Source organism: Streptococcus sobrinus DSM 20742 = ATCC 33478 (assembly GCF_000686605.1).
In the GTDB taxonomy this organism is placed as follows: Bacteria; Bacillota; Bacilli; order Lactobacillales; family Streptococcaceae; genus Streptococcus; species Streptococcus sobrinus.
In genome coordinates this window covers 30,507-54,936 of the sequence record NZ_JMLC01000014.1, presented here as the reverse complement: position 1 = coordinate 54,936, position 24,430 = coordinate 30,507, and the positions used below count along the sequence as shown (strand labels likewise).

Here is a 24,430-nt window from a genome sequence, read left to right as displayed (position 1 = left end):
AACTCACGTAGTTTCATTACGACACGAGGTTAGGCTAGCCGATTTTACTGGCCTAACCGAGTTAATCAGGGGGCTAGTCAATTTTCGTAGAGATTGGCGTTAGATATTTGCTACTTTAGTAGCTGATATCTTTGCCCCGTGATAAATTTTGAGCCCTTCGCTCTCTAATTTTTAGGCTCAGGCAGATTTAGTCCACCGGACTAAATCTCTTTCAAAATTTCCGTTCTTAGCAACATCTATAGTTGTTGCTAAGAATACCACTTTGGCGAAAGTATCACTTTTAGAATGACTCCATTGGTTAATGATTTATTTTCATTTTCCAGATGTAGTCGTATTGAGATAGTAAATTGCTAATTTTGAATTTCAAAGAGTATTAGGGCTTTAGCTAAAGGAGCCAACCTTGCCCATAGAGAATTTCGAATTCTTATACTCTCTGATGTTTAAAATTGTCACCTGACAGTTCAAACCAAGTCAGATCTGAGTTACTTAGTAGTTACAAACAGAGTGATAGTTCTGATTTTAACCCAGTATTAGCCCCACTTGACTAATCTATCTTGAAATTTTCCAAATATGTAGTAAAAAGAGCTGGCCAAGCCAACTCTTATCTTTCTGTTTCTGGGGTGATTTGGTGGAAGAGGAGTTTCCAAGTTTCATGCCGACGCCAGATGCTGACGTGCTGTCTGCCTTCCAGACGATAGGTAATAAGCTTGGTCTTCTGGCTGATGGAGGTCATCTTGAAATATTGGAAGTTGCTGGAGTAGTAGGGAGCCAAGTCAAGGAAGCTTTGTTCCGTTAAGACTTGACCATACTCATTGACCAGCATAAAGTCTTCAGCAATATAAGTTTCGTAGTCTGGAATTTTGGCCAAGACAAGTTTTTCAAATTTATAGAGCTTGTGATAGACATTATCAGGGATTTCGTCTTCGGGAATAGGAGCAGGTTCAACATGGATATCGACATCATAGACTTGAAAATCATCATGGAGGAGTTGCTCCACTTGCTCGGTAATGGCATGGCTCTCATAGACAGATAGGTCAGGATTCATTTCCAGAACCAGGTCGAGGAAGATATTGGAACCGTAAGTCCGCCCCCTCTGGGATTTGACGGCTGTAATCTTGGGGATTTGTAAAATAGCCTTCTCATATTGGGACAACTGCTTATCATCAAAGCCATCAGATAGACTGAAGGTGGCCTGGATAAAGATGTCATAGGCTGTCTTGAGGATGAAGTAGCAGATGATGATGGCGGCGATCCGGTCAACGATGGACAAGTTCAGAGAGCTGGCCACAATGGCAACCGAAGTTCCAATCGAAGTGACGGCATCTGACAGATTATCCTTGGAAGCTGCCAGCAGGGCTGAGGACTTGACCTTCTTAGACAAGTGGCGATTGTAGAGGTAGACACCATACATGACTAGGGCGGAAATGACACCAACCAAGGCACCCAATGGATCAATCTCAGTTTGACTGTTGCCGATTAGCTTTTTAATGGTTTCAAAAAGAACCTGAAAGCCAACCAGAAACATGATAAAGGAAGTCAGCAGGCTGGCTAAATCTTCAATTTTCCAATGGCCGAAGCGATGGTCTTCATCAGCCGGTCGACTAGCCAGATAGAGGCCAACCAAGAGGATGACATTACTCATGATGTCTGACAGGTTATTAAAACCGTCGGCAGTCAGGGAGGAAGAATTCAGCAGATAACCGAAGACCAGCTTACCAACGGTCAGGACCAGATAGGCGAAGATGGAGACAATGGGCCCCCGCCTTGCAAATTTTATATTATCTTCCGCAGTTGCCATAAGTCCTCCTTGATTTCTAATACCCTATATTATAGCAGAATTGCTGGCTCCAAGCCAATGGGGCCGGAAATAAAAACTCCCCCAGACTGATTGTCAAGAGGAGAGTAATCACATTTAGCTCAAATCCAGCTGAGACTTAGCAAAGTATTTCTTGGTTGAGGCAATAATGATTGAGGGAGAGGTCCAGCAGCATTATCAGATCTGGGAAAACCATGAGACCGTTGACGATATCAGCAATGGACTTCTTTATAGAAGCTACTTGTAGTTTCTGTCATGCAAAGCAGGAGAATTTTGTGTGGCAGTTGCTACTATAGGATTAACTTATTTGCTAGCATCAACGTGATTTTTAACTCCTGCCATGCGCTTAAAATAGGATTTAGTTTCCTTGATGATAATAGGTGATAGCACTAGGAGTGCGATCAGGTTTGGCAGGGCCATAAGACCGTTAACAATATCGGCAATTTTCCAGATAACCTGCAGTTGCAGGTAGCCTCCCAAGGCCACCATGAAAACAAAGATACAGCGGTAAATGGTAATTCCCTTGGTGCCAAAGACAAATTCTACGCAACGTTCGCCATAGTAAGACCAGCCAAGAATAGTAGTAAAGGCAAAAAGAGCCAAAGATAGGGTCAGAACCAAACTACCAATATTGCCAAAGACTGAAGAGAAAGCTGACTGGGTGACAGCTGCTCCCTCTAAGCCTTTGACTGACCATTGACCCGTAATCAGGATGGATAGGCCTGTCAATGTACAGATGATAATGGTATCAATGAAGGTGCCAGTCATAGAGATCAGCCCTTGTTCAACTGGCTCGTGGGTCTTGGCAGCCGCAGCGGCAATAGGAGCAGAACCCAGTCCAGATTCATTAGAGAAGACTCCCCGAGCGACCCCCAGGCGAATGGCCTGCATGACCGTAGCTCCTGTGAAACCACCGACAGCAGCTGTCGGTGTGAAGGCTGATTTAAAGATGGCCACAATGGTTGGAACAAGGTTTTGATAGTTAATTGCAATGACACTGAGGGAAGCCAGAATATAGAGTCCTGCCATGAAAGGAACGATTTTTTCTGAAACCTTGGAGATGGATTGAATTCCTCCAAAGACAATGATGGCGACAAAAATGGCAATGATAATGCTGACCACTTTTGGTGACCAATTGAAGCTGTTTTGCAAGGAGCCTGTAATCGAATTAACTTGAGAGAAAGTCCCAATCCCCAGAAGAGCCACTAAGATACCAGCTAGGGCGAAGAAATAGGCCAGAGGTTTGGCGATGACTTTCAACCGGCCGGTAATTCCATTGATGATGTAATACATGGGTCCACCGGAGACTTGGCCATTGTCATCCTTTGTCCGGTACTTGATAGCTAGCAGACCTTCGGCGTACTTGGTAGCCATACCGAAAAAGGCAGCCATCCACATCCAAAAGAGGGCCCCGGGACCGCCAGTTCCAATGGCTGTCGCCACCCCAACTATATTACCAGTTCCGACGGTGGCAGCTAAAGCCGTAGCCAAAGCTGCAAAGCTGGAGATGTCTCCTTCACCTTTGTCCTCTGCAAAAATCAATTTAAAAGCCTTAGGTAGGCGGAATACCTGCAGGAGTCCCAGGCGAATGGTCAAATAAATCCCTGTTCCGACTAGAAGAACCAGTAGGGGTGGTCCCCAAACAAAATCGTCAATTTTTGTAAAAAAGTCTAGCATGACTAATCCTCCAAAGTATTAATATCATCAGCAACCAATGGAATCGAGGAATATAAAAGGCCCAGACTAGCTGAGGTCTGGACCATGGAGACTATAAACAGCACGACAAAAGTCTAGGCAGTTGTGGGCTGAATTTCTGTCCTTTTGCCTGAGAGTTTGAGTAGTCTAGGCTACCTTGCCCCTTCGGCGTTCTCTCTGCACTTAACAGCTTGGTCAGCACAGAGAAAATCTCTCCAGAAGTCCGTCCATCATCAGTCCTATTCTATGGCTAGAAACCTGAGAGCATTACTCCTTCGGCGAAAGACCTGGTCTTTTCTCTCCTGATGATTTCAAACGGTTATTGATAAATATGTTACTAGTTTAGCGAAAAATCCGAATGCTGTCAAGCCTGTTTTAAGGGAATGACGATGAAATCCGAATGATTTTAACGAAAATTTGTCAATCAAGGAATCAAGGGCCACATTCGTTCGTGCCTCTCGAAGGACCGTAAAAAACCCCGAGAGCTAGAGGCCCTTGGAGCTTGGGATGATGAGTGTTAAGCTTCAATGCGTTCGGTGGTTTCCTTGTCGAAGAAGTGTCCCTTAGCAACATTGAAGGTCAAGTTGATGTGCTGGCCTGGAGCCAGGTAATCGCGGGCATTGACCCGAGAAGCAAATTCTTGATTACCCGTCTTACAGTAAAGCACGGAGTCGCTGCCTAGCAATTCGGAAATTTCTACGGTAGCCTCGACGACGGCAGAAGGGAAGGTGGTCCGGGCAATTTCAGCTGAGGAAATGTCTTCCGGACGAATACCGAAGGTAACTTCTTTACCCATATAACCCTTGCTTTCCAAAAGTTTCTTTTGGCCTTCTGTCAAAGCAATTTCGAAGCCCTTGCCATCTGAGATGGTGTCCTGATTAACGGTGACATCAAAGAAGTTCATGGCTGGACTGCCGATGAAGCCAGCAACGAATTTATTAGCAGGCTTGTTGTAGAGCTCTTGCGGTGTTCCGATTTGTTCAACCTTACCGACAGTACCCGTGCCAGCCTCGTTTTTGGTGGCTGACATGATGACAATCCGGTCAGCTAGGGTCATGGCTTCAGTTTGGTCATGGGTAACGTAGATGGTGGTTGCCCCAATCCGACGGTGAAGTTTGGCAATTTCAGCCCGCATGGATACCCGCAACTTGGCATCTAGGTTTGACAGGGGTTCGTCCATGAGGAAGACCTTGGCATCGCGGACAATAGCCCGTCCCATGGCAACCCGTTGCCGTTGACCACCTGAGAGGTCAGCCGGCTTACGGTTGAGCAATTCTTTCAGCCCGAGAATGTCGGCGGCTTCCTCAACCCGTTTGCGAATGTCGTCTTTCTTGTATTTGCGCAATTCCAGACCAAAGGCCATGTTTTCAAAGACAGTCATGTGTGGGTAGAGGGCGTAGTTTTGGAAAACCATGGCGATGTCACGGTCCTTGGGGGATTTATCATTGACCAGAACGTTGTCAATGTAAAGCTCTCCCTTGGAGATTTCTTCCAAGCCAGCAATCATTCGCAGGGTAGTTGATTTACCACAACCAGAGGGTCCTACGAAAACGATAAATTCTTGATTTTTGATGTCAAGATTGAAATCCTCAACAGAGTAGTAGTCACTGTTTGGATATTTTTTATAAATTTTATCAAGTTTTAAAGTCGTCATAATGTTTTTTCCTTTTATCTAAACTGGATTTCTGTTCCTTAATTGTACCGCCAAAACTAGAGGTTTGACTAAAGTCTGGTCTCGTTTGAAGACCAAGGCTAAAGGGTTCAGCCAAGCTTTTACCTATTTGACAGAACCGCTGGTGATACCTTCCACATAGTACTTTTGCATGTACATGAAGAGGAGAGTGATTGGAATAGCGATAATCACGGAACCAGCAGCAAAGGTCTTGAACCATTCATTGATGGTATCTTGTTCCAACATGGCAAAGAGCCCGATAGCAACCGTATATTTTTCGGTGGCATCACCCAGAATAATCTTGGCGAAGATAAAGTCCATCCAAGGGGCGATAAAGGCTGTCAAGGCAGTATAGACGATGATGGGTTTTGACAGAGGCAGGGTAATCTTGAAGAAGATGTCCTTGCGGGTTGCGCCATCAATCATAGCTGATTCATCCAAGGAATATGGAATGGTATCAAAGAAACCTTTAGCAATGTAGAAACCGAGAGCTGCTCCCGCTGAATAAACCAGCACCAGTGCTGTCAGGGTTTGGGTCAAATCAAGGGCCTTCAAGATGTAGTAGATGGCAATCATAGACATGAAGCCAGGAAACATATTGAGGACTAGGGCCAGTTTCAAGAAACCATTGCGGTATTTGAATTTAATCCGACTGAGGGAATAGGCAATAGCCACTGTAATGAAGGTCGAGATGATACAGGAGAAGATAGCAACAACAAGGGTGTTGATAAACCATCTAGCAAAAGGAAAGGAATCATTGTTAAAGAGCTTGATATAGTTATCCAGCGTAAAGGTTTTTGGAATAATGTAGCTGACAAAGGCTGTCCCTTCACCACGAAAGGAGGTCAAGACCACCCAAAAGATAGGGAAAAGCCAGACGATAGACAGGATAATCAGCAAAATGTAGGTCAGACTTAAATTGATACGTTTTTTCGTTTTCATTATTTGACAGCCCCTTCCTTATAAGAACTTGTTCTTGTGTAGGCCAGCAAACTAAAGACAGCAGACAGGGTGAAAATCAGGATACCGATAACGGAAGCTAGATTGTAGTCCTTAGCTGAAACGGTCAGCTTGTAGAGCCAAGTTACCAAGAGGTCAGTTGAACCCGCTTGATAGAAGTTAGGGTTATCTGGACCACCACCAGTCAAGAGGTAAATAACGTTGAAGTTATTGATATTACCAATGAACTGTTGGATGAGGGTAGGGGTCATGATAATCAGGATTTGTGGGAAGGTGATGCGTTTGAAAATTTGGAACTTGCTTGCCCCATCAATTTCAGCAGCTTCCAATTGTTCCTGAGGTAGGTTCATAATGATGGAAGTCGAAACCAGCATGGTATAAGGAATACCGACCCACATATTGACGATGATAATGGAGACCTTGGCCCAGGTTGGGTTGGTCAGGAAGGGGAGAGGGTGACTGGTCAATCCGAAGTTCATCAGCATCTCATTGAGAGGACCGCCAGGTGCCAAGAGATTCTTCATAATCAAGAGGGAAATGAAGATTGGCACGGCAATGGTAATAACGAAGATCGTCCGCCAGAGTTTTTTAAATTTCAGGCCCTTAGTATTGATAATTAGGGCTAGGACAATTCCGAAGAAGAAGTTGGTAACAGTCGCAAAGACTGCCCAAATCAAGGTCCAGGTCAGGATTGGGAAGAAGGAACCAGCCATCCGACCAGTCAGTACATTACCAAAGTTTGAGAAACCGACCCAATGGAAGAGACTTCCTGGTGGTAGGTGGTTGTGGTCAAAATTGGTAAAGGCTATACAAATCATGTAAACCAGAGGGACAATGGTAAAGAGCAGGACGCCAAGCAGCGGGATGGACATCATAGTCATGTGGAAGCGGCCATCTGCCAGGCTGGCAAAGTCTTCTTTAAAGCTTGGCACCTTGAGGTCTTCAGACTTCATGACATAAAGGTTGCGGGCACTCTTTAGATTACACCAGTAGATGTAAGCAAAGACACAGCAAAAGACCACCACAGCAATCCCGAAAATCAGGAGCAACATGGAATTATCGCCTTCAACGGTCTTGGTAATTTCAATCCCGTCGACTTTTTCGGTAACCGTCCCTTGGGTGTGGGTACCTAGGGTAATCAAGCCCTTAAAGGCCGGAATGACCTGTAGGACCAAGCTAATCAGAAAGACAATTTCTGAAAGGAGAAAAAGGAGTCCTTTAATAATCTGCTTATTAGCGAGATTGGCCGTTCCCATAATGATGGCAGACAGTTTAATGTCTAAGCCCCCTTTCTTGAGGGCCTCTCGCACAGGAACCTTTTCATAGTAGTTAGAGTTGTTCATGTGTAACCTCCAAAATACTCTGCGAAAATCAATTCTTCCTTTCGTTAACTCACTTTGCCCTAATTGCCGAAGCAAGCTTTGATTTTCATTGAGTATTAATTAAACGATTTTGTCTGGTCAGGCTTCTAACCATGGCCAGCATCAGTATTTCTCTCAAGAAAAGATAGGGAGGCTAGGATTCTAATCCCAACCTCCCGGTCTTTTCTATTTAAGAAAGGTATGAGACCTATTTCGCTGCAGCCAAGTCTTTATCGAATTGTTGCAATTTAGTCATGTAGTCAGCTTGAGCAATCTTACCAGAGTAAGGTCCGCTAAGCAATGGAGCTGATACATTCCAGAAGGTTGACATTTGGCTAATCTTAGGCATTACGACAGTATAGTCGCTAGAGCTAGTCATGGTTGCGACAACCTTAGCCAATGGGTCAGAAGTTACAGCGCTTGAAGCTTGAACCTCCTTGTTAGAAGGTACGATGCTACGAGTCTTGAATTGGTTTGCTTGACTATCTTTAGCAGTCAGGTAAGAAGCTAACTTGTAAGCAGCAGCGATACGTTTTGTATTACCCTTGGCAGGAGCTTGGTTAACGGCATAGAGTTTAACCCCCATGAAGGCTTTTTGTTGGACTTTTTGACCACCGATTTGAACGGTTGGGTAAACAGCTACGCCCATCTTATCTTTGCCAAGTGCTTTAACTGCATCTGGGTAGTTCCAAGGACCAGTTTCGATGGCATCAACTGCGCCGTTACCGAATTTAGAAACAGCTTCATTGTCAGGAACATTAACAAAACCAGAATTGTTCTTTTGATCAGCCAGCCATTGCATAACCGCAACACCTTTTTCGTTTGCCCAATTGGTTCCCTTAGCATCTTCACCGTTAGCTCCGAAGAGGGTGTTACCGACTGATAACATCAGAGGTGCAACAGAATAAGCATTGACTTCGTTGAGGCTGTTACCAAACTTGGCCTTAGAGGTCATGGTTTCATAAGATTTTACATCTTCAGCAGATAATTTATTTTTATTATAGAGGAGAACTTGCGATTCAACTCCAAATGGGAAAGCATAGGTTTTGCCCTTATATTGGGCACCTGTTACCGCATTTTCAACGTTGTTAGCCTTAACCTCCTTGACGTATTTGTCAGGAATAGGTTGGATGATTTTTGCTTCAACCAATTGACCGAGTTGGTCGTGTGGCATGGAGAAGACATCAGCAGCAGCGGCAGCATCTTTTGAAACAACCTCTTGAGCCTTGGAGTCGTTAGATTCTTTGACTTCAATCTTGATACCCTTGTTGTTTTTTTCAAATTCCTTGATGGTGGCAGAATAAGAATTCTTAGCACCAGTTGGAACCCAGAGCTTCAGGGTTGTGTCAGAAGACTTGTTACCAGAACAAGCTGCTAGAGTTGCAACAGATAGAAGAGCGACTCCACCTGCAACAATCTTTTTCCATTTTTTCATGTTTATTTCCTCCTAAAACATAAAAATTTAATTTACACTCTTATTATGAAATCGTTTGCAAAAAAAGTCAAGTATTTTTAGAAAAATTTTTAAAATATATCATGGTATGATAGCCAAAAATTCGTTAAAAAGGCTATATAATCAGTCTTTTAAGGATTTTACAAAAGATTACAAAATAAAATGCAATCGTTTGCATAAAGTCTTGCAATTTGCCCAGAGAGGTGTTACATTAGAATTGTGTAAAAACGCTTACAAAAATGGAGGAAAGCTCTATGAAAGAAAAGTGGTGGCAGAAGGCGACTGTCTATCAAATTTATCCTCGTTCTTTTAAGGATAGTAATGGAGATGGCAAGGGGGACCTACCTGGTATTATAGAAAAACTCCCCTATCTCAAGGAGCTGGGCGTTGACGTTCTCTGGCTCAATCCGGTTTATGCCTCTCCCATGGTTGATAATGGCTATGACATTTCCGATTACTATAGTATAAATCCTGAGTTTGGCAGTCTGGCGGATTTGAGACAGCTCTTGGAGACGGCCCATTCCCTGGGTTTAAAGCTGATTATGGACCTAGTGGTCAACCATACTTCTGACCAGCACCCTTGGTTTAAAGAGGCTAGAAAATCTAAGGACAATCCCTATCGCGACTACTATCTTTGGCAGCCGGCCAGCCCTGACAGGATGCCCAATAATTGGAAATCTTTTCAAGGTACCTCGGCTTGGACCTATGATGAGAGGACCAAGGAAGCTTATTTTCATATTTTTGATGCCAAACAGCCTGACTTGAATTGGAAGAGTCCTCGGCTTAGAGAAGAAATCTATCAGATGATTCGCTATTGGCTGGATTTCGGCCTTGATGGTTTCCGCCTTGATGCCATCAGCCACCTGCAAAAGGAAGCCTGGGATTTTAAAATCCAATTTTGGGAAGGAGATGGCCCTTGGGCACCCTTTATGAATGTCTCAGGAATTGAAGCCTATATGGCTGACCTCAAGGAGATCTTTGATCAATATGGGGTCATGACAGTTGGCGAGGCTTCCGGTGTTTCCAGCAAGCAGGCCCCTGCTTGGACCGATGAGAAAACGGGCTTTATCAGCATGATTATTGAGTGGGAGCACAATCGTCGTACTCCCGATAATCAAGGAGATGTAGCCGGTTTGATTGCTGTTTTGAAACGCTGGCAGGAGGATCTGAGTGAGCGAGGCTGGAATGCCCTCTATCTAGAAAATCACGATATTCCTCGGATTATTTCCGCCTTTGGTGATGGCAGTCAAGGTTGTGCCAAGGCTTTTGCCGTTGCCTATTCTCTCTTAAGAGGAACGCCCTTTATCTTTCAAGGTCAAGAACTGGGCATGACCAATGGCCAATTTGAGTCGGCTGATGAAATTGATTCTAATAGTATCAAGCTGGCCTATCAAGACTTGTTGGAAAAGGGGATGAGTGAGGAAGACGCTCTGACCCAGGCTACCCAGTGGAGTCGCGATCACGCCCGCCTGCCTATGCAGTGGGACTGTTCCCCAAATGCTGGCTTTACAACAGGCCAACCCTGGATGAAAGTTAATGACAATTACAAGACAATTAATGTTCAGGCTCAGCTGGCTGATAAGGACTCGCTTTTCCACCTCTATCAAAGATTAATTGAGCTTCGACATCAAGACACCGTCGTTAGTCAAGGAACCTTTCAAGCCCTGGAAACGGGGCAAGATAAAGTCTTCGCTTATCATAGGCATTTGCATGATGTCTCCTATCTGGTTATCGTCAACCTATCTGGGGAAGACTTGGGCTTAGACTTGTCTGACCTAGACCTAGCTGACTGGCAGGAAGTAGCCCTTTTCAATCGGCCCCTGCTTCTAAAGTCAGAACTCACATTGCCGGGCTACGACTATCATGTCTATTGCCGTTCTAAAAATTAAGCGAATGTCCGAGAAAACAAAGGAAATCTACTCCCAAATTGGACTTATAGAGAATAAATTTTAAAAATATCAGCGAGAAGCCCTCGTCAAGGCGAGTACTGAACTTGCTTGTCTATTGTCTGGGCTTAAATAATTTACTTTTGTTGGAAAAGCACCCAAGGCGTTTTAGAAGGGAGGGGAAATTTTGGTTACTATCAAAGATGTAGCTGAGCGAGCTGGTGTCAGTCCCTCGACTGTCAGCCGAACCTTGCAGGACAGCTCTGCCATTTCACAAAAAACCAAAGACAAGGTCAATAAGGCCATGAAGGAGCTGGGCTATGTACCCAATATAGCTGCCAAGATGTTGGCCAGCAATGACAGTCATGCTATCGGGGTTGTCCTCCCGCCTATGATTAAGCAAGAACGACATAGCCAACCTTTCAATATGGAGATTTTGACGGTCATCAATAATGAAGCCAAGGAGCATCACTATACGGTCTCCATCGCTATTGGCCCTTCAGCCAGTGAGTTGGAGGAGCAGATAAAGCGGATGTATGCAGAAAAACGAGTGGATGGTTTTATTGTTCTCTACTCGATGGCTGAAGATCCTGTTCAAAAATTCCTTATGCGCAAACAAATTCCCTTCGTTATTTTGGGTACGCCTGTTAATTATGAAAATGAGACTACCTATGTTGACAATGATAATAAACTCATGGCCCGCACAGCCGTTGACTATCTGGCAGACAGGGGGCACCGCAATATTCTCTTTATAACCGATGACCAAGCCAGTGAGATTTATCTGGAGCGTTATATCGGCTATAGGATCGGTACAGATCTAAGGGAGCTAACCAGACATCCATCCTTCTTGTTTGACAAATCTGAGCCGTCATCTTTGGAAAAACTCCTCAATTTTGTCCAAACAGAAGGAATTACAGCTCTTGTCGTTATTGATGATTTAACAGCTCTCAAGGTCATGGAATTTTTCAGCCTCCAAGGTCTAAAAGTGCCAGAGGACTTGTCGCTGATTTCCTTCAACAATTCCGCCTATGCCTCAATTCTCCACCCCTATTTGACTTCTTTCGATATCAATATTTCTAGTCTAGGCCGAATTTCCTTTGAGCGTATTCTAGACTTGATTCAGAAAAAAACCAAGGACCACTCTAAGGTTTTGGTTCCTTTTAAATTGAAAGAGCGAGAAAGTGTGCGCTACGTTGGAAAAACACGAAAATCATAAGCTAATCAAGAGCTTCTAAATCCTTCTTGTGCTATAATAGCACTTAATTAATAGGAGGGGGAGAGATTGTGGCAAAACGTAAGAAGATCTTCTATGTCCAAGTGGAATTTTTAAACGGCAAACGCTGGCATTATCAACTCCCGCGTGACCTGCAAAAGCCCATGCGGCTCTATTTTCACGAACATCCCGATGATTGGAAAAATCTGCTCTACGGTGCCCTCATTAATGTTCCGACGGATGTCTATAAGGAGTCTAATAGTTACCAGCCCCTCATGCACTTAGCTCGGGTTCGTAAACTTTACTACCGTTATGAAGAGCAGTACTGGCGAACCAGAGGGCAATTTTTAACCAGAGAGAATTGGCAAACAGCTGGGCTGAGGCATTTTAAGGAAAGCATTCGCTTCCTACGTCATGATTTCAGTCGGCGAAATAAATTGATAATCACCTTAGATTATTGTCGCTGGCGGTTCCGCTATCGCAAAGTTTTAGAAAAAAATCAAAAGGCTTGATTTCTTTAGTCTGATTTAAGCAAGAGTAGTTATACTATAGTCATCCTAAATAAACTTTTCTTTTTCATAATCTCCGGAGAGAGCCTAACCGTTTGGTTGGGTTCTTTCTATTTTGTCTACACAGAGGTCGCTTTTTCCTTACCCTAGAGCTTTTGAGCACTCCCTATTAGCTGGCCCGAATTTTGTTTGTCCATTAGTATATTCCCTTTTCTATCTCTTAGTAACTTTGTAGGATTTGTGTTATAATTTTAGAGCGAAAATGAATTATATAAGCCTACAGGTCTCTGACTTTAGATGAAATTGCCTAGGTACCAGCACCTTTGCTTTCTCTAAATTTTTGAGTTGTTTAACGGCTTAGTATCTTATAAGGAAAAATGTGATGAATCCTTTACTTAATGGAATGAACGACAAGCAAGCAGAAGCGGTCAGAACTACTCAGGGGCCGCTTTTGATTATGGCTGGGGCCGGTTCTGGTAAGACCCGAGTCCTGACCCATAGGATTGCCTATTTAATTGATGAAAAAATGGTTAATCCCTGGAATATTTTGGCCATTACCTTTACCAATAAGGCAGCCAGGGAAATGCGGGAGCGAGCCATGCTCCTCAATCCAGCCACCGAAGAAACCCTGATTGCCACCTTCCACTCCATGTGTGTGCGAATTTTACGACGGGAGGCCGACCATATCGGCTACGACCGCAATTTTACCATTGTCGATCCCGGTGAGCAACGCACCCTGATGAAACGGATTATCAAGGGCTTCAACCTGGATTCTAAGAAGTGGAATGAGAGGGCTATTCTGGGCACCATTTCTAATGCCAAAAATGACCTGATTGATGAAGTGGCTTATGAGCAGCAGGCAGGGGATATGTACACCCAGATTGTGGCCAAGTGCTACAAGGTCTATCAGGAAGAACTTCGTCGCAGCGAGGCCATGGACTTTGATGACCTGATTATGCTGACTTTGCGGCTCTTTGACAGCAATCCTGATGTCCTGGCCTACTACCAACAGCGTTACCAGTATATCCATGTCGATGAGTATCAAGATACCAACCACGCCCAGTATCAGCTGGTTAAGCTTTTGGCTTCCCGTTTTAAGAATATTTGTGTTGTCGGTGATGCCGACCAATCCATCTACGGCTGGCGGGGGGCTGATATGCAGAATATCCTAGATTTTGAAAAGGATTATCCTGAAGCCAAGGTCGTTCTTCTGGAGGAAAATTATCGCTCTACCAAGAAGATTCTCCAAGCGGCCAACGATGTCATCAACAATAATCGCAACCGCAGACCCAAGAAACTCTGGACCCAAAATGATGAGGGGCAAGAAATTGTTTATTATCAGGCTTATGATGAAAGGGATGAAGCTGTCTTTGTTGCCTCAACCATTGACCAAGAGGTCAGGGAAAATGGGCGTGATTTCAAGGACTTCGCTGTCCTCTATCGGACTAATGCCCAGTCGCGGACCATTGAAGAAGCCCTGCTCAAGTCCAACATCCCCTACACCATGGTCGGGGGCACCAAGTTCTACAGCCGTAAGGAAATTCGTGATGTCATTTCCTACCTCAATGTCATAGCCAATACCCATGACAATATCAGCTATGAGCGGATTGTCAATGAACCCAAGCGGGGTGTGGGACCAGGAACGATGGAGAAAATTCGGACTTTTGCTCTAGAGCAGAATCTCAGCCTGCTGGAAGCTTCCGAGCAAATTATGCTTTCTCCTATCAAGGGCAAGGCTGCCCAAGCCGTCTGGGATTTGGCCAATAGTCTGCTCAATCTGCGGGCTGATTTGGACAACTATAGTCTGACCGAATTGGTTGAAGCGGTCTTGGACAAGACAGGCTATTTGGAGGCCCTCCAGGTGCAAAATACCTTGGAAAGTCAAGCACGAATTGAAAATATTGAAGAATTCCTGACCGTTACCAAGAATTTCGATGAGAACAAGGACGATGCCCCAGAAGATGAGGCTGGTCTGGACAAGCTTAGCCGTTTCCTCAATGACTTGGCTCTGATTGCTGATACCGATGATGGCGATGTTGAGTCGGCAGAAGTCACCCTCATGACCCTGCATGCCGCTAAGGGACTGGAATTCCCAGTTGTCTTTCTGATTGGTATGGAGGAAAATGTCTTCCCCCTCAGCCGAGCCGCCGAAGACCCCGATGAATTGGAAGAAGAGCGTCGCCTGGCCTATGTCGGCATCACTCGGGCAGAAGAAGTCCTCTACCTGACCAACGCCAACAGCCGGACCCTCTTTGGGAAATCCAACTACAACCGACCAACTCGCTTTATCAGGGAAATTTCTGATGACCTGCTGGACTACCAAGGTCTGGCAAGGCCGGCCAATAGCTCCTTTGCCGCTACCTATCGTGATAGCGGAGAGACTAAGTTTGGTCAAGGCATGAGTCTGGCCCAAGCCTTGCAGACCAGAAAGGCACAAGCAGCACCAAAATCCTTTGCGACTGCTCGGCCAGCCGGAGCCCAAGCCCAAGGGGCTGGTGCTTCTGATAAATCCGCTGTCGATTGGCAGATTGGTGATATTGCCCACCACCGCAAATGGGGAGATGGCACGGTGCTAGAAGTCTCAGGCACTGGCAAGACTCAGGAACTGAAAATCAAGTTTCCAGAAGTCGGCCTCAAGAAGGTCCTGGCAAGCGTCGCTCCAATTGAGAAGAAGTAAATAATTCCAAACTCTGCCCAGTCGGGTGGAGTTTTTGTCTATTTCAGACTCTTCGAATTGGTATCTCCATTCCTGAGGATGTGGCCCTTTGTCCGTGCCATGTCCCTCCCCAGGCTATGGACTAGTTAGCCTTGCACCAGTTCTTCCTCAAGATGGGGGCCATTTGATCTAGCCATGGCCAGCCGACTTCTTCGAAAGCTATAGCCCCCAGCTATAACCTTTTTGCTTAGATAACTATTGGCTTGGAGAAAGTTTTAGGTGTAAAATAGTAATAATTTATCAGATAGGAGAGAACTCATGACCAAAGATTACTCATTTGAAACCCTGCAACTCCACGCTGGCCAGCCCATTGATTCGGACACCAAGTCTCGGGCTGTGCCTATTTACCAGACGACTTCCTATGTCTTTGATGATGCCCAAGCAGCTGAGGACATTTTTGCCCTGCGTCAGCCAGCCAATATCTATTCCCGCATTACCAATCCGACCGTAGCTGTCTTTGAAGAACGCATGGCAGCCTTGGAAAAGGGCGTGGGAGCTGTCGCGACAGCTTCTGGTATGGCAGCCATCACCTACAGTATACTGGCCCTGGCCCATACCGGTGATCATGTGGTAGCCGCTACCACCCTTTACGGTGGTACCTTCAATTTGCTCAAGGAAACCCTGCCCCGCTACGGGATTACCACTAGCTTTGTCAATGTTGACAATCTGGAAAAAGTGGCAGGAGCACTCCAGGACAATACCAAGTTGGTTCTGATTGAGACTCTGGGAAATCCTCTCATCAATATTCCGGACATTGAGGCCGTGGCGAAAATTGCCCACGACCACAAGGTTCCTCTGGTTATTGACAACACCTTTGCTACCCCATATTTAATCAATGTTTTTGACCATGGAGCAGATATTGCCGTCCATTCTGCCACCAAATTCATCGGTGGTCACGGAACGTCTATCGGTGGTGTCATCGTTGATAGCGGTCGCTTTGACTGGGAGACTTCTGGCAAATTCCCGCAGTTTGTTGATGAGGACCCATCCTACCACAATCTCAGCTATACCCGAGACGTTGGAGCAGCCGCTTATGTGACCGCTGTGCGGACCCAGCTTTTGCGTGACCTCGGCGCTTGTTTGTCGCCTTTCAATGCCTTCTTGCTTCTCCAAGGCCTAGAAACCCTCTCCTTGCGGGTTGACCGTCATTTGGAAAACACCAAGAAGATTGTGGATTTCTTGGAAAATCATCCCAAGGTTGAGAAGGTCAATTATCCTGGCCTGCCATCCAGTCCCTATTACGACTTGGCGAAAAAATATCTGCCTAAGGGAGCAGGCTCTATCTTTACCTTCCATGTCAAGGGAGGCAGTAAAGAAGCTAGAGCAGTCATTGATAGCTTAGAAATTTTCTCCGACCTGGCTAATGTTGCGGATGCCAAATCCTTAGTGGTTCACCCAGCGACAACGACCCACGGCCAGCTATCCGATGCCGATCTAGCAGCCTGCGGTATCAGTCAAAATCAAATCCGCCTCTCTATCGGTTTAGAGAATATCGATGATTTGATTGCCGACTTGAGTCAGGCCCTTGATAACATCTAAGACAGACTTTCAATTGAATTTGAGTCAGGACTTGGGAGCGATTTGAGCAAAGTTCTAAAATGAATTTGAGTTAGGCTTTGGAAAAATTATTTTAGGTCCTCGAGTCTCTAGGTAAGATATGAGTTAGATTTTCAAACAGATCTGAGACAGACACTAGATTGGCCTTAAGTTTGGAGGTATTTATATGGTAAGTTTGAGTGACGCTTTTAAGGCCTTTAAGAAGGCAAAATTAGTAGATTTGACCCATCAGATTTCCGAAAGCAGTCCCCATTTTCCTGCCTTACCGGCTCTGGAAAAAAAGGACATCTTCACCCTCAAGGATGGTTTCCATGTCCAGCAGTTTACGGTTGTAGGGCAATATGGCACCCACATTGATGCCCCGATCCATTTTGTGGAAGGTGGTAAGTGGTTGGACGAATTGCCCTTGGAAGAGCTTTTCCTGCCCCTCTATGTTATTGATTTATCGGAAAAAGTTGCCCAAGATCCTAATTATGAATTAAAGGTGGATGATGTCTTGGCCTTCGAGGAAGAACATGGCAAGATCGAGGCTGGAGCCTTTGTCGCCTTTCGGAGCGATTGGTCAAAGAGGTGGCCGGACCAAGATGCAATCCGCAACCTCAATGCTCAAGGCACACAGGAAACTCCAGGCTGGAGCCGAGAAGCTATCGAATTTCTGATTAAAGAGAGAGCGGTCAAGGCTCTGGGTCATGAAACCCTAGATACAGATAGCGGTCAGACGGCAGCCAAGAATGGTGCCCTGCTCAATGAGTACTACCTGCTGGAGCAAGGCATCTACCAGCTGGAAGTGATGGCCAACCTAGACCAAGTCCCAGCCAAAGGCAGTTTCATCGCCATCGCCTATCCCCACTGGGAAAAGGCTACTGGCTCACCAGTTCGGGCTATCGCCTATGTTGAAGAGTAGTGTTTTATAGGTAATCTTCAAAGGTACCACATTTTGTGAGTGAGATAGGGTTCTCATGGGTGTTAACTCTTGTCTTAGACAAATTAGACTAAAAAATCCAAGCCCAGACAAATCTGTACTGGGCTTTTCTAATGCCAAAGTGTTCAGTCTCAACTGCCAAGATTTCAATAAGTCTCTCAGACCATTCTGTTCGATTTGTGCTATAATGAACTGTAAAACATTTTGGCGGAAAGCCACTAGAAAGAACATTATGGATTTAAATAAGTACATTGCATCAATTGAAAATTACCCCAAAGAAGGCATTACCTTCCGTGACATCACACCCTTGATGGCAGATGGTCCAGCCTACAGCTATGCGGTTCGGGAAATTGTCCAATACGCTAGTGACAAGAAGATTGATATGATTGTTGGCCCTGAAGCCCGTGGTTTCATTGTGGGGTGTCCTGTTGCTTATGAATTGGGAGTTGGTTTCGCTCCAGTCCGTAAGCCAGGCAAATTGCCTCGTGATGTCATCTCTGCTGACTACCAAAAAGAGTACGGCATTGATACTTTGACCATGCATGCAGATGCCATTAAGCCAGGTCAAAGGGTGCTGATTGTTGATGACCTTCTGGCAACTGGTGGTACGGTTAAGGCTACCATTGAGATGGTTGAACGTCTGGGTGGTATCGTTGCTGGCTGTGCCTTCCTGATTGAATTGGATGGTCTTGATGGCCGCAAGGCTATTGAAGGATACGATAGTAAAATCTTGATGAACTTCCCAGGCTAGTACGTTTGGAAAATCTCAAGATTTGAGGAGCGAAGTAGATCCATCCTATTTGGGTTTGCATTGAGTAGAAGCTATAGATTCTAGTTATAGCCCAGCCTAGAGAAGTTCTATTTGAAAAGCCTATCCCCATGTTTTATAATAGAGGTAATCTATTATAGAATGGGGGTATTTTCATGCCAATTACGCTCAATAAAAAATTGCCAGCCGTTGATATTTTAAAGAATGAGAATATCTTTGTCATGGACGATACCAGGGCCAGGGGGCAGGATATTCGGCCGATCAAGGTTTTGATTCTCAACCTCATGCCCACCAAGGAGGCGACGGAGACTCAGCTGTTACGCTATCTGTCCAACACACCTCTACAGATTAAGCTGGACTTTATCTACACTACTAGTCATCAGTCAAAAAATACCAAACCTGAGTATTTGGAAAACTTTTATAAGACCTTTGAAGATGTCAAGGAAGACTATTTTGATGGTTTGATTATTACGGGGGCACCGGTGGAAACCCTAGCATTTGAGCAGGTGGATTATTGGCAGGAACTCTGTCAGATTTTTGACTGGGCCAAGACCCATGTCTATTCGACCTTGCACCTTTGTTGGGGAGCTCAAGCTGGCCTTTATTACCGCTACGGGGTTGACAAGGTCCTCATGGACCACAAGCTATCGGGGATTTATCATCAAGAAGTGGTGGAACATTTTTCACCTCTCTTGAGGGGCTTTGATGATAGCTTCCTATCGCCTCATTCCCGTCATACTCAAGTGACGGAGACAGATATTAGGGCTAAGACAAATCTGCAAATCCTGGCCAAGGGAGAAGAAGTGGGTCTTTCTATTTTGGCTAGTCGTGACCTGCGGGAGGTCTACAGTTTTGGCCATCTGGAATACGACCGTGACACTCTCAAGCGAGAGTACCAGCGAGATTTAAAGGCCCACAAGGATCCAAGTCTGCCGGTCAACTATTTCCCCCAAGGTCAGCCAAGTCAGCAGCCCCAGCTACGTTGGAGTTTGGCGGCATCGACCTTCTTCACCAATTGGCTAAACTATGCTGTCTACCAAGAAACCCCTTATCGGCTGGAGGACTTGGAAGATAGGAACAGTTTTTACGGTTATTTATAAAGAGGAACTATGACTTTTCTAGACAATTATCAAAAGGGCAACTTGGTTCTGCCAAGTAGCCTGCTCTTTCATTTTAAAGATATATTTTCAACCGCCGATGATTATCTGGTCTGGCAATTTTTCTATCTGCAAAATACGACCAAGATAGATGAGATGCCTTCCAGTCGGGTAGCAGATGCTTTAGGGAAGACCGTAGCAGAGGTTAATCAAGCCATTTCCAATCTGACCAATCAAGAGCTCTTGGTCATGAAGACGATTGAACTGGATGGTGAGACCGATATTATTTTTGATGCCAGTCCGGTGCTCCAGCGTTTGGATGACCTGCTGAATCAGGATGATCAGGGGGCTCAAACTCCGTTAGCTCCGCTTGACAATGCCAATGACCTGCAAGCTCTGATTAATGATTTTGAAAAATCGGGCTGGATGCTGACGCCTTTTGAATTGGAAGACCTGCAAAAGTATGTGCGTGAGGATGGTCTTAGCCCTGACTTGATTCGGGAGGCCCTAAAGGAAAGTATTTTCAACAGCAAGCGCAATTGGAAGTATTTGACGGCTATTTTACGGCGCTGGACTCGTGACGGCATTACCACGGTTCGACAGATTGAAGAACGTCGCCAAGAGCGAGACCAGGCCAATCCAAGCAAGGTTCAGGTATCGGATGATTTCCTCAATGCCATGAACCTTTGGAATGAGCGAGAATAATAGTTGAACAAGGTCTGAACCCAAAGTAGTGTTCGGCCTTTTTTGCTAGGAGTTATCAGAGTCAGGGGATATTTCTGGCAAAAATGAAGGGGGGCAGACGCCAGTTTTTCTGCTATAATAGGGCTTATGGAAACAAATATTTCACAGCGTCTGCTGGATGTGGCAGACTTCATTCCCCAGGGGGCTAAATTATTGGATGTCGGTAGCGACCATGCCTACCTGCCTATCCATCTCTTGCAAGAGGGTCTGATTAGTCAGGCTATCGCTAGCGAGGTGGTTCAAGGTCCCTATAGGTCCGCTCTGGAAAATGTCACAGCAGCTGGCTTGAACCAGAAAATCCAGGTCCGTTTGGCAGATGGGCTTGAGGCCTTAGAGCCTAGTGATGGGGTGACCACCATTGCCATCTGTGGCATGGGTGGCCGTTTAATTGCGGATATTTTGACGGCTGGTCAGGAAAAATTATCTGGCCTTGAGCGTCTGGTTCTCCAGCCCAATAATCGCGAGGATGATGTCCGGGCCTGGCTGTCTGATCACGGTTTTAAAATCATTGCCGAAAAGGTCATGAGCGAAAAAGGAAAATTCTATGAAATCATTGTCGCCCAGCCTGGTCAGCAAGTTCTCAATGACTTTGAGAAACGCTTTGGGCCTCGGCATTTAGAAGAAAAATCAGCTGGCTTTCTGACCAAATGGCAAAGGGAGCTGGAGAAATTGCAAGTAGCTCTAAGCAAGATTCCAGAAGCCAACCAAGCTGACCGCCAGGCTCTAGAAGAAAGAATTCAAGCAATCAAGGAGGCCATTCAGGATGAAGGCTAAGGAATTTATCGATAAATATGAAAGTTATTGCCCTCAAGAGCTCTCCATGGAGGGGGATATTTCTGGTCTCCAAATTGGGAGCCTAGACAAGACCATCAAGCGGCTTATGGTGACTCTGGACGTACGGGAAAATACGGTAGCTGAGGCCGTCGAAAAAGGAGTCGACCTGATTGTCACCAAGCACGCCCCCATTTTTCGTCCCCTCAAGGATTTGACCAGCAGTCCCCGAAATGATATTCTCTTAGAACTGGTCAAGCATGATATCGCAGTCTATGTCAGTCATACCAATATTGACATTGTTCCTGATGGTCTCAATGACTGGTTCTGCGACCTTCTAGGCATCAAGGACAGAGAAATTTTGACTCCGACTTCTGGCGGCTACGGCATCGGTCGGGTGGGATCGATTGAGCCCCAAAGTTTGGAAGACCTTGCCCAAAAAGTCAAGTCCGTTTTTGGCTTGGATAGCATAAGGCTGGTTCGTTACGATGGAGCCAATCCAACTATTAGCCGAGTGGCTATCTGTGGTGGCAGTGGCCAAGGCTTCTATCAGGATGCCCTTGCTAAGGGGGCACAAGTCTATATCACGGGTGACATTTATTATCATACCGCCCAGGATATGCTGACGGATGGGCTGATGGCTCTTGATCCGGGTCACCATATCGAAGTGCTCTTTATTGAAAAATTGTTGGAAAAGATGACGGCTTGGAAGACAGAAGCGGGCTGGGACCTAGAGTTGATTCCCAGTCAAGCATCCACCAATCCCTTTAGTCATCTTTAGGAGACCGGTATGGAATGGATTTTATCGCAAAATGTTGTTCTGCTGGCTCTTCTGGCAGGCCTTTTCACTTGGTGCTGTACTATTCTTGGTGCGGCTATCGTTTTCTTCTTTAAGACTATAAGTCGCAGGCTCTTGGACACCATGATGGGTTTTGCAGCAGGTATTATGATTGCCGCCTCTTTTTGGTCGCTCTTGGAGCCTTCTATCAGCTATGCGAGGGTCGATTATGGAAGCTGGTCCTGGATTCCGGCAGCAGCCGGTTTCTTGGTGGGAGGATTGGCCCTTCGTTTGATCGATGCTCTGGTTCCCCACCTGCATTTGGACAAGGAGGATGTCAGCCAAGCCGAGGGATTGCAGCCACCAAAGAAATTGTCTAAGACGGCTCTGCTTTTCTTGGCCATTACCATCCATAATTTTCCAGAAGGCTTGGCAGTTGGGGTAACCTTCGGAGCTCTAGCCGGTGGCCATCCCAGTCAAGCTGCTCTTTTGGGAGCCCTGGGCCTAGCTATCGGCATTGGTCTCCAGAATGTTCCCGAGGGAGCTGCCCTGTCCATTCCTATTCGGGCGGATGGCAAGTCTCGACTGCGGGCCTTTTATCTGGGCTCCATGTCGGCTATTGTTGAGCCCATCGGAGCGGTCATGGGGGCTGGTCTGGTTATGCTCATGATGCCCATTCTTCCCTATGCCCTCTCCTTTGCGGCTGGTGCCATGATTTTTGTTGTGGTTGAAGAATTAATTCCCGAGTCCCAGACCAATGGCAATACCGATATTGCTACCCTGGGTTTGATGCTGGGCTTTGTGATTATGATGATCATGGATGTGGCCCTAGGTTAGGAGAAATATGAAAATTGCAGTAGTAGGGGCAGGCATTGTCGGAGCAACGGCTGCCTATTATCTTTCAAAAGAAAAAGACTGTCAGCTAACGGTCTTTGACCATGGCCAAGGCCAAGCCACCAAGGCGGCAGCAGGGATAATCAGTCCCTGGTTTTCCAAGCGGCGCAATAAGGCGTGGTATAAGATGGCTCGTCTGGGTGCTGATTTCTATCAAGAGCTGATAGCTAACTTGCAGACCGACGGCTGGGATAGCAGTTTCTATAAGCAGACTGGCGTCTACCTGCTTAAGCGGGACCCAAGTAAGTTGGCTGAATTAAAAGATCTAGCCAGTAAACGACGGGAGGAATCTCCCTTGATTGGGCAGCTGGAGATTTTAAACCAAGCTCAGGTAGCCAAGCGGCTCCCTGATTTACAGGGCTTTGACCAACTTCTCTATGCCTCAGGTGGGGCCCGGGTGGAAGGAGCCAATCTGACTCAGACCCTCCTGCGAGCTTCTGGCTGTCAGGTTGTCAAAGCCAAGGTCAGTTTGCAAGTCTTGGCCGATGGTACTTACCTCATTGAGGGTCAGACCTTTGATCAGGTCCTGTTGGCAACGGGAGCCTGGCTCCCTAATCTCCTGCAACCGCTTGGTTACCAAGTGGATGTTCGCCCGCAGAAGGGGCAGTTGCGAGACTATTACTTTACAGATTTTGCGACCGAGGCCCTGCCTGTTGTCATGCCAGAAGGCGAACTGGACATCATTCCTTTTAAGGAAGGGCAGATTTCTGTTGGAGCCAGCCATGAAAATAACCAGGGTTATGATTTGACACCTGACCCTCAGGCCTTGCAGGGACTAGAAAAGGAGGCCCAGACCTATCTGCCCATATTGGCTCAAGCCAAGCAGTATCGGGAACGAGTGGGAACTCGGGCCTACACTAGCGACTTTTCTCCCTTTTATGGACAAGTCCCTGGCTTAACAGGTGTCTTTGCAGCATCAGGCTTGGGCTCGTCTGGTCTAACCACAGGTCCTCTGATTGCCAAGGAATTGGTCAACCTTCTAGTTGGCCGAAGAGGTCAATTAGATATTCAAGATTATTCCATTGAAAAATACATCAGTAAAAATTAAAGGGCTGAGAATTTCTCGCCCTTTTTAATTTGAAAATGAAAGGCTAGATTCTTGGAGGTAGAGGCATCTAGCAAATGGACAAGTGATGACGAGCTGTTGCCAAAAAAGACTCGCAAGCTCAAGGTTTTCTAGTGACCAAGAATGGGGTGAAATCAAAGTGCAAATCTATAAAAGCAATTTTTATCACTCATTGGGTACCAATGGCAAAAGGAGTAGCTTCGACAATTTTTCGCCCTAGTAGATTATCTTGTCACATTGGACCTATTACATTTTGAAGTTCAGAACTTTCGACTGATAGTTCTGGAGAGGTCATGTCATGCTAAAAAAGCAGGTCCAACAGGACCCACCTCTCATCAAAATTTCTTTATTTACCAAACAGTCCTTTAACTTTATCCAGAACACCATCGGCACCTTTGACACCAGCCAAGAGGTCCTTGGCCTTATCAAGATAATCACCCAGGTCGTCCTTGTGTTGGTCGATAAATTTCTGAGCAGCCGAGAAGTCTTTCTTCTCGATCAGTTCCTTGACTTGGTTAAATAATTCACTTGAATTCATGGTCTCTCTCCTT

Annotated in this window: 20 protein-coding genes and 2 riboswitches; of the genes, 13 read left to right on the top strand and 7 right to left on the bottom strand. The window is 45.7% G+C overall.

Annotated features, from left to right (window positions below):
* Positions 1-601: 601 nt before the first annotated feature.
* The 6 genes from BS63_RS0106130 to BS63_RS0106100 form a co-directional block, all read right to left on the bottom strand.
* A complete protein-coding gene (locus tag BS63_RS0106130; RefSeq protein WP_002961980.1) occupies positions 602-1,798 on the bottom strand; it encodes a cation diffusion facilitator family transporter in 1,197 nt (398 codons plus the stop codon).
* 321 nt (positions 1,799-2,119) lie between these two features.
* The gene (locus tag BS63_RS0106120) at positions 2,120-3,493 is read right to left on the bottom strand and encodes an alanine/glycine:cation symporter family protein (RefSeq protein ID WP_002961979.1); all 1,374 of its coding nucleotides are present in this window, start codon (positions 3,491-3,493) and stop codon (positions 2,120-2,122) included.
* 134 nt (positions 3,494-3,627) lie between these two features.
* A riboswitch (glycine riboswitch) is annotated at positions 3,628-3,732 on the bottom strand.
* 3 nt (positions 3,733-3,735) lie between these two features.
* A riboswitch (glycine riboswitch) is annotated at positions 3,736-3,826 on the bottom strand.
* 202 nt (positions 3,827-4,028) lie between these two features.
* Positions 4,029-5,165, bottom strand: a complete 1,137-nt coding sequence (locus tag BS63_RS0106115) for an ABC transporter ATP-binding protein (protein WP_002961976.1) — start codon at positions 5,163-5,165, stop codon at positions 4,029-4,031.
* Between the two features lie 123 nt (positions 5,166-5,288).
* Positions 5,289-6,125 carry a sugar ABC transporter permease gene (locus tag BS63_RS0106110; RefSeq protein ID WP_002961975.1) on the bottom strand — a complete coding sequence of 279 codons (837 nt, stop codon included), beginning with the start codon at positions 6,123-6,125 and terminating at the stop codon, positions 5,289-5,291.
* The gene (locus tag BS63_RS0106105; RefSeq protein WP_002961973.1) at positions 6,125-7,486 is read right to left on the bottom strand and encodes a carbohydrate ABC transporter permease; all 1,362 of its coding nucleotides are present in this window, start codon (positions 7,484-7,486) and stop codon (positions 6,125-6,127) included. Before BS63_RS0106105 ends, BS63_RS0106110 begins: the two co-directional genes overlap by 1 nt.
* 226 nt (positions 7,487-7,712) lie before the next feature.
* Complete coding sequence (locus BS63_RS0106100; RefSeq protein WP_019771899.1) at positions 7,713-8,939, bottom strand: extracellular solute-binding protein; 1,227 nt, start codon at positions 8,937-8,939, stop codon at positions 7,713-7,715.
* Between the two features lie 272 nt (positions 8,940-9,211).
* Here BS63_RS0106100 and BS63_RS0106095 point away from each other — a divergent pair, with 272 nt between their 5' ends.
* The 13 genes from BS63_RS0106095 to BS63_RS0106035 all read left to right on the top strand — a co-directional run bounded on the left by BS63_RS0106095 (position 9,212) and on the right by BS63_RS0106035 (position 23,861).
* Positions 9,212-10,846 carry a glycoside hydrolase family 13 protein gene (locus BS63_RS0106095; protein WP_002961967.1) on the top strand — a complete coding sequence of 545 codons (1,635 nt, stop codon included), beginning with the start codon at positions 9,212-9,214 and terminating at the stop codon, positions 10,844-10,846.
* A 184-nt stretch (positions 10,847-11,030) separates the two neighbouring features.
* Entirely contained in the window at positions 11,031-12,059 is a 1,029-nt protein-coding gene (locus BS63_RS0106090) for a LacI family DNA-binding transcriptional regulator (protein WP_002961965.1), read from the top strand.
* A gap of 68 nt (positions 12,060-12,127) precedes the next feature.
* Positions 12,128-12,568 (top strand): DUF7679 family protein, encoded by a 441-nt coding sequence (locus BS63_RS0106085; RefSeq protein ID WP_002961964.1) that lies wholly within the window; start codon positions 12,128-12,130, stop codon positions 12,566-12,568.
* 379 nt (positions 12,569-12,947) lie between these two features.
* The gene (pcrA, locus tag BS63_RS0106080) at positions 12,948-15,242 is read left to right on the top strand and encodes a DNA helicase PcrA (RefSeq protein WP_002961771.1); all 2,295 of its coding nucleotides are present in this window, start codon (positions 12,948-12,950) and stop codon (positions 15,240-15,242) included.
* 297 nt (positions 15,243-15,539) lie between these two features.
* Positions 15,540-16,820 carry an O-acetylhomoserine aminocarboxypropyltransferase/cysteine synthase family protein gene (locus BS63_RS0106075; RefSeq protein ID WP_002961769.1) on the top strand — a complete coding sequence of 427 codons (1,281 nt, stop codon included), beginning with the start codon at positions 15,540-15,542 and terminating at the stop codon, positions 16,818-16,820.
* Positions 16,821-17,004: 184 nt separating this feature from the next.
* The gene (locus tag BS63_RS0106070; RefSeq protein WP_002961768.1) at positions 17,005-17,742 is read left to right on the top strand and encodes a cyclase family protein; all 738 of its coding nucleotides are present in this window, start codon (positions 17,005-17,007) and stop codon (positions 17,740-17,742) included.
* 250 nt (positions 17,743-17,992) lie between these two features.
* Positions 17,993-18,511, top strand: coding sequence for an adenine phosphoribosyltransferase (locus BS63_RS0106065; protein WP_019769346.1), 519 nt, complete (start codon positions 17,993-17,995; stop codon positions 18,509-18,511).
* 173 nt (positions 18,512-18,684) lie between these two features.
* Complete coding sequence (gene metA / locus BS63_RS0106060; protein WP_002961762.1) at positions 18,685-19,629, top strand: homoserine O-acetyltransferase MetA; 945 nt, start codon at positions 18,685-18,687, stop codon at positions 19,627-19,629.
* A 9-nt stretch (positions 19,630-19,638) separates the two neighbouring features.
* Positions 19,639-20,331, top strand: coding sequence for a DnaD domain-containing protein (locus tag BS63_RS0106055; RefSeq protein WP_002961760.1), 693 nt, complete (start codon positions 19,639-19,641; stop codon positions 20,329-20,331).
* 126 nt (positions 20,332-20,457) lie between these two features.
* The gene (locus tag BS63_RS0106050) at positions 20,458-21,144 is read left to right on the top strand and encodes a tRNA (adenine(22)-N(1))-methyltransferase (protein ID WP_002961758.1); all 687 of its coding nucleotides are present in this window, start codon (positions 20,458-20,460) and stop codon (positions 21,142-21,144) included.
* Entirely contained in the window at positions 21,134-21,922 is a 789-nt protein-coding gene (locus tag BS63_RS0106045) for a Nif3-like dinuclear metal center hexameric protein (RefSeq protein WP_002961756.1), read from the top strand. Before BS63_RS0106050 ends, BS63_RS0106045 begins: the two co-directional genes overlap by 11 nt.
* A gap of 9 nt (positions 21,923-21,931) precedes the next feature.
* Positions 21,932-22,756: a ZIP family metal transporter gene (locus BS63_RS0106040; protein ID WP_028798491.1), complete on the top strand. Its 825-nt coding sequence runs from the start codon at positions 21,932-21,934 to the stop codon at positions 22,754-22,756.
* A 7-nt stretch (positions 22,757-22,763) separates the two neighbouring features.
* The gene (locus BS63_RS0106035; protein ID WP_002961752.1) at positions 22,764-23,861 is read left to right on the top strand and encodes an NAD(P)/FAD-dependent oxidoreductase; all 1,098 of its coding nucleotides are present in this window, start codon (positions 22,764-22,766) and stop codon (positions 23,859-23,861) included.
* A gap of 364 nt (positions 23,862-24,225) precedes the next feature.
* Here the strand turns inward: BS63_RS0106035 and BS63_RS0106030 are convergent, their stop codons facing one another.
* Positions 24,226-24,417, bottom strand: a complete 192-nt coding sequence (locus BS63_RS0106030; protein ID WP_002961750.1) for a hypothetical protein — start codon at positions 24,415-24,417, stop codon at positions 24,226-24,228.
* Between the last annotated feature and the right edge of the window lie 13 nt (positions 24,418-24,430).

Coding starts and splice junctions, on each gene's coding strand:
- BS63_RS0106065 (WP_019769346.1), top strand. CDS start 17,993: ATGGATTTAAATAAGTACATTGCATCAATTGAAAATTACCCCAAAGAA.
- BS63_RS0106040 (WP_028798491.1), top strand. CDS start 21,932: ATGGAATGGATTTTATCGCAAAATGTTGTTCTGCTGGCTCTTCTGGCA.
- BS63_RS0106075 (WP_002961769.1), top strand. CDS start 15,540: ATGACCAAAGATTACTCATTTGAAACCCTGCAACTCCACGCTGGCCAG.
- BS63_RS0106030 (WP_002961750.1), bottom strand. CDS start 24,417: ATGAATTCAAGTGAATTATTTAACCAAGTCAAGGAACTGATCGAGAAG.
- BS63_RS0106070 (WP_002961768.1), top strand. CDS start 17,005: ATGGTAAGTTTGAGTGACGCTTTTAAGGCCTTTAAGAAGGCAAAATTA.
- BS63_RS0106105 (WP_002961973.1), bottom strand. CDS start 7,486: ATGAACAACTCTAACTACTATGAAAAGGTTCCTGTGCGAGAGGCCCTC.
- BS63_RS0106035 (WP_002961752.1), top strand. CDS start 22,764: ATGAAAATTGCAGTAGTAGGGGCAGGCATTGTCGGAGCAACGGCTGCC.
- BS63_RS0106130 (WP_002961980.1), bottom strand. CDS start 1,798: ATGGCAACTGCGGAAGATAATATAAAATTTGCAAGGCGGGGGCCCATT.
- BS63_RS0106095 (WP_002961967.1), top strand. CDS start 9,212: ATGAAAGAAAAGTGGTGGCAGAAGGCGACTGTCTATCAAATTTATCCT.
- BS63_RS0106110 (WP_002961975.1), bottom strand. CDS start 6,125: ATGAAAACGAAAAAACGTATCAATTTAAGTCTGACCTACATTTTGCTG.
- BS63_RS0106120 (WP_002961979.1), bottom strand. CDS start 3,493: ATGCTAGACTTTTTTACAAAAATTGACGATTTTGTTTGGGGACCACCC.
- metA (WP_002961762.1), top strand. CDS start 18,685: ATGCCAATTACGCTCAATAAAAAATTGCCAGCCGTTGATATTTTAAAG.
- BS63_RS0106045 (WP_002961756.1), top strand. CDS start 21,134: ATGAAGGCTAAGGAATTTATCGATAAATATGAAAGTTATTGCCCTCAA.
- BS63_RS0106100 (WP_019771899.1), bottom strand. CDS start 8,939: ATGAAAAAATGGAAAAAGATTGTTGCAGGTGGAGTCGCTCTTCTATCT.
- BS63_RS0106055 (WP_002961760.1), top strand. CDS start 19,639: ATGACTTTTCTAGACAATTATCAAAAGGGCAACTTGGTTCTGCCAAGT.
- BS63_RS0106050 (WP_002961758.1), top strand. CDS start 20,458: ATGGAAACAAATATTTCACAGCGTCTGCTGGATGTGGCAGACTTCATT.
- BS63_RS0106115 (WP_002961976.1), bottom strand. CDS start 5,165: ATGACGACTTTAAAACTTGATAAAATTTATAAAAAATATCCAAACAGT.
- pcrA (WP_002961771.1), top strand. CDS start 12,948: ATGAATCCTTTACTTAATGGAATGAACGACAAGCAAGCAGAAGCGGTC.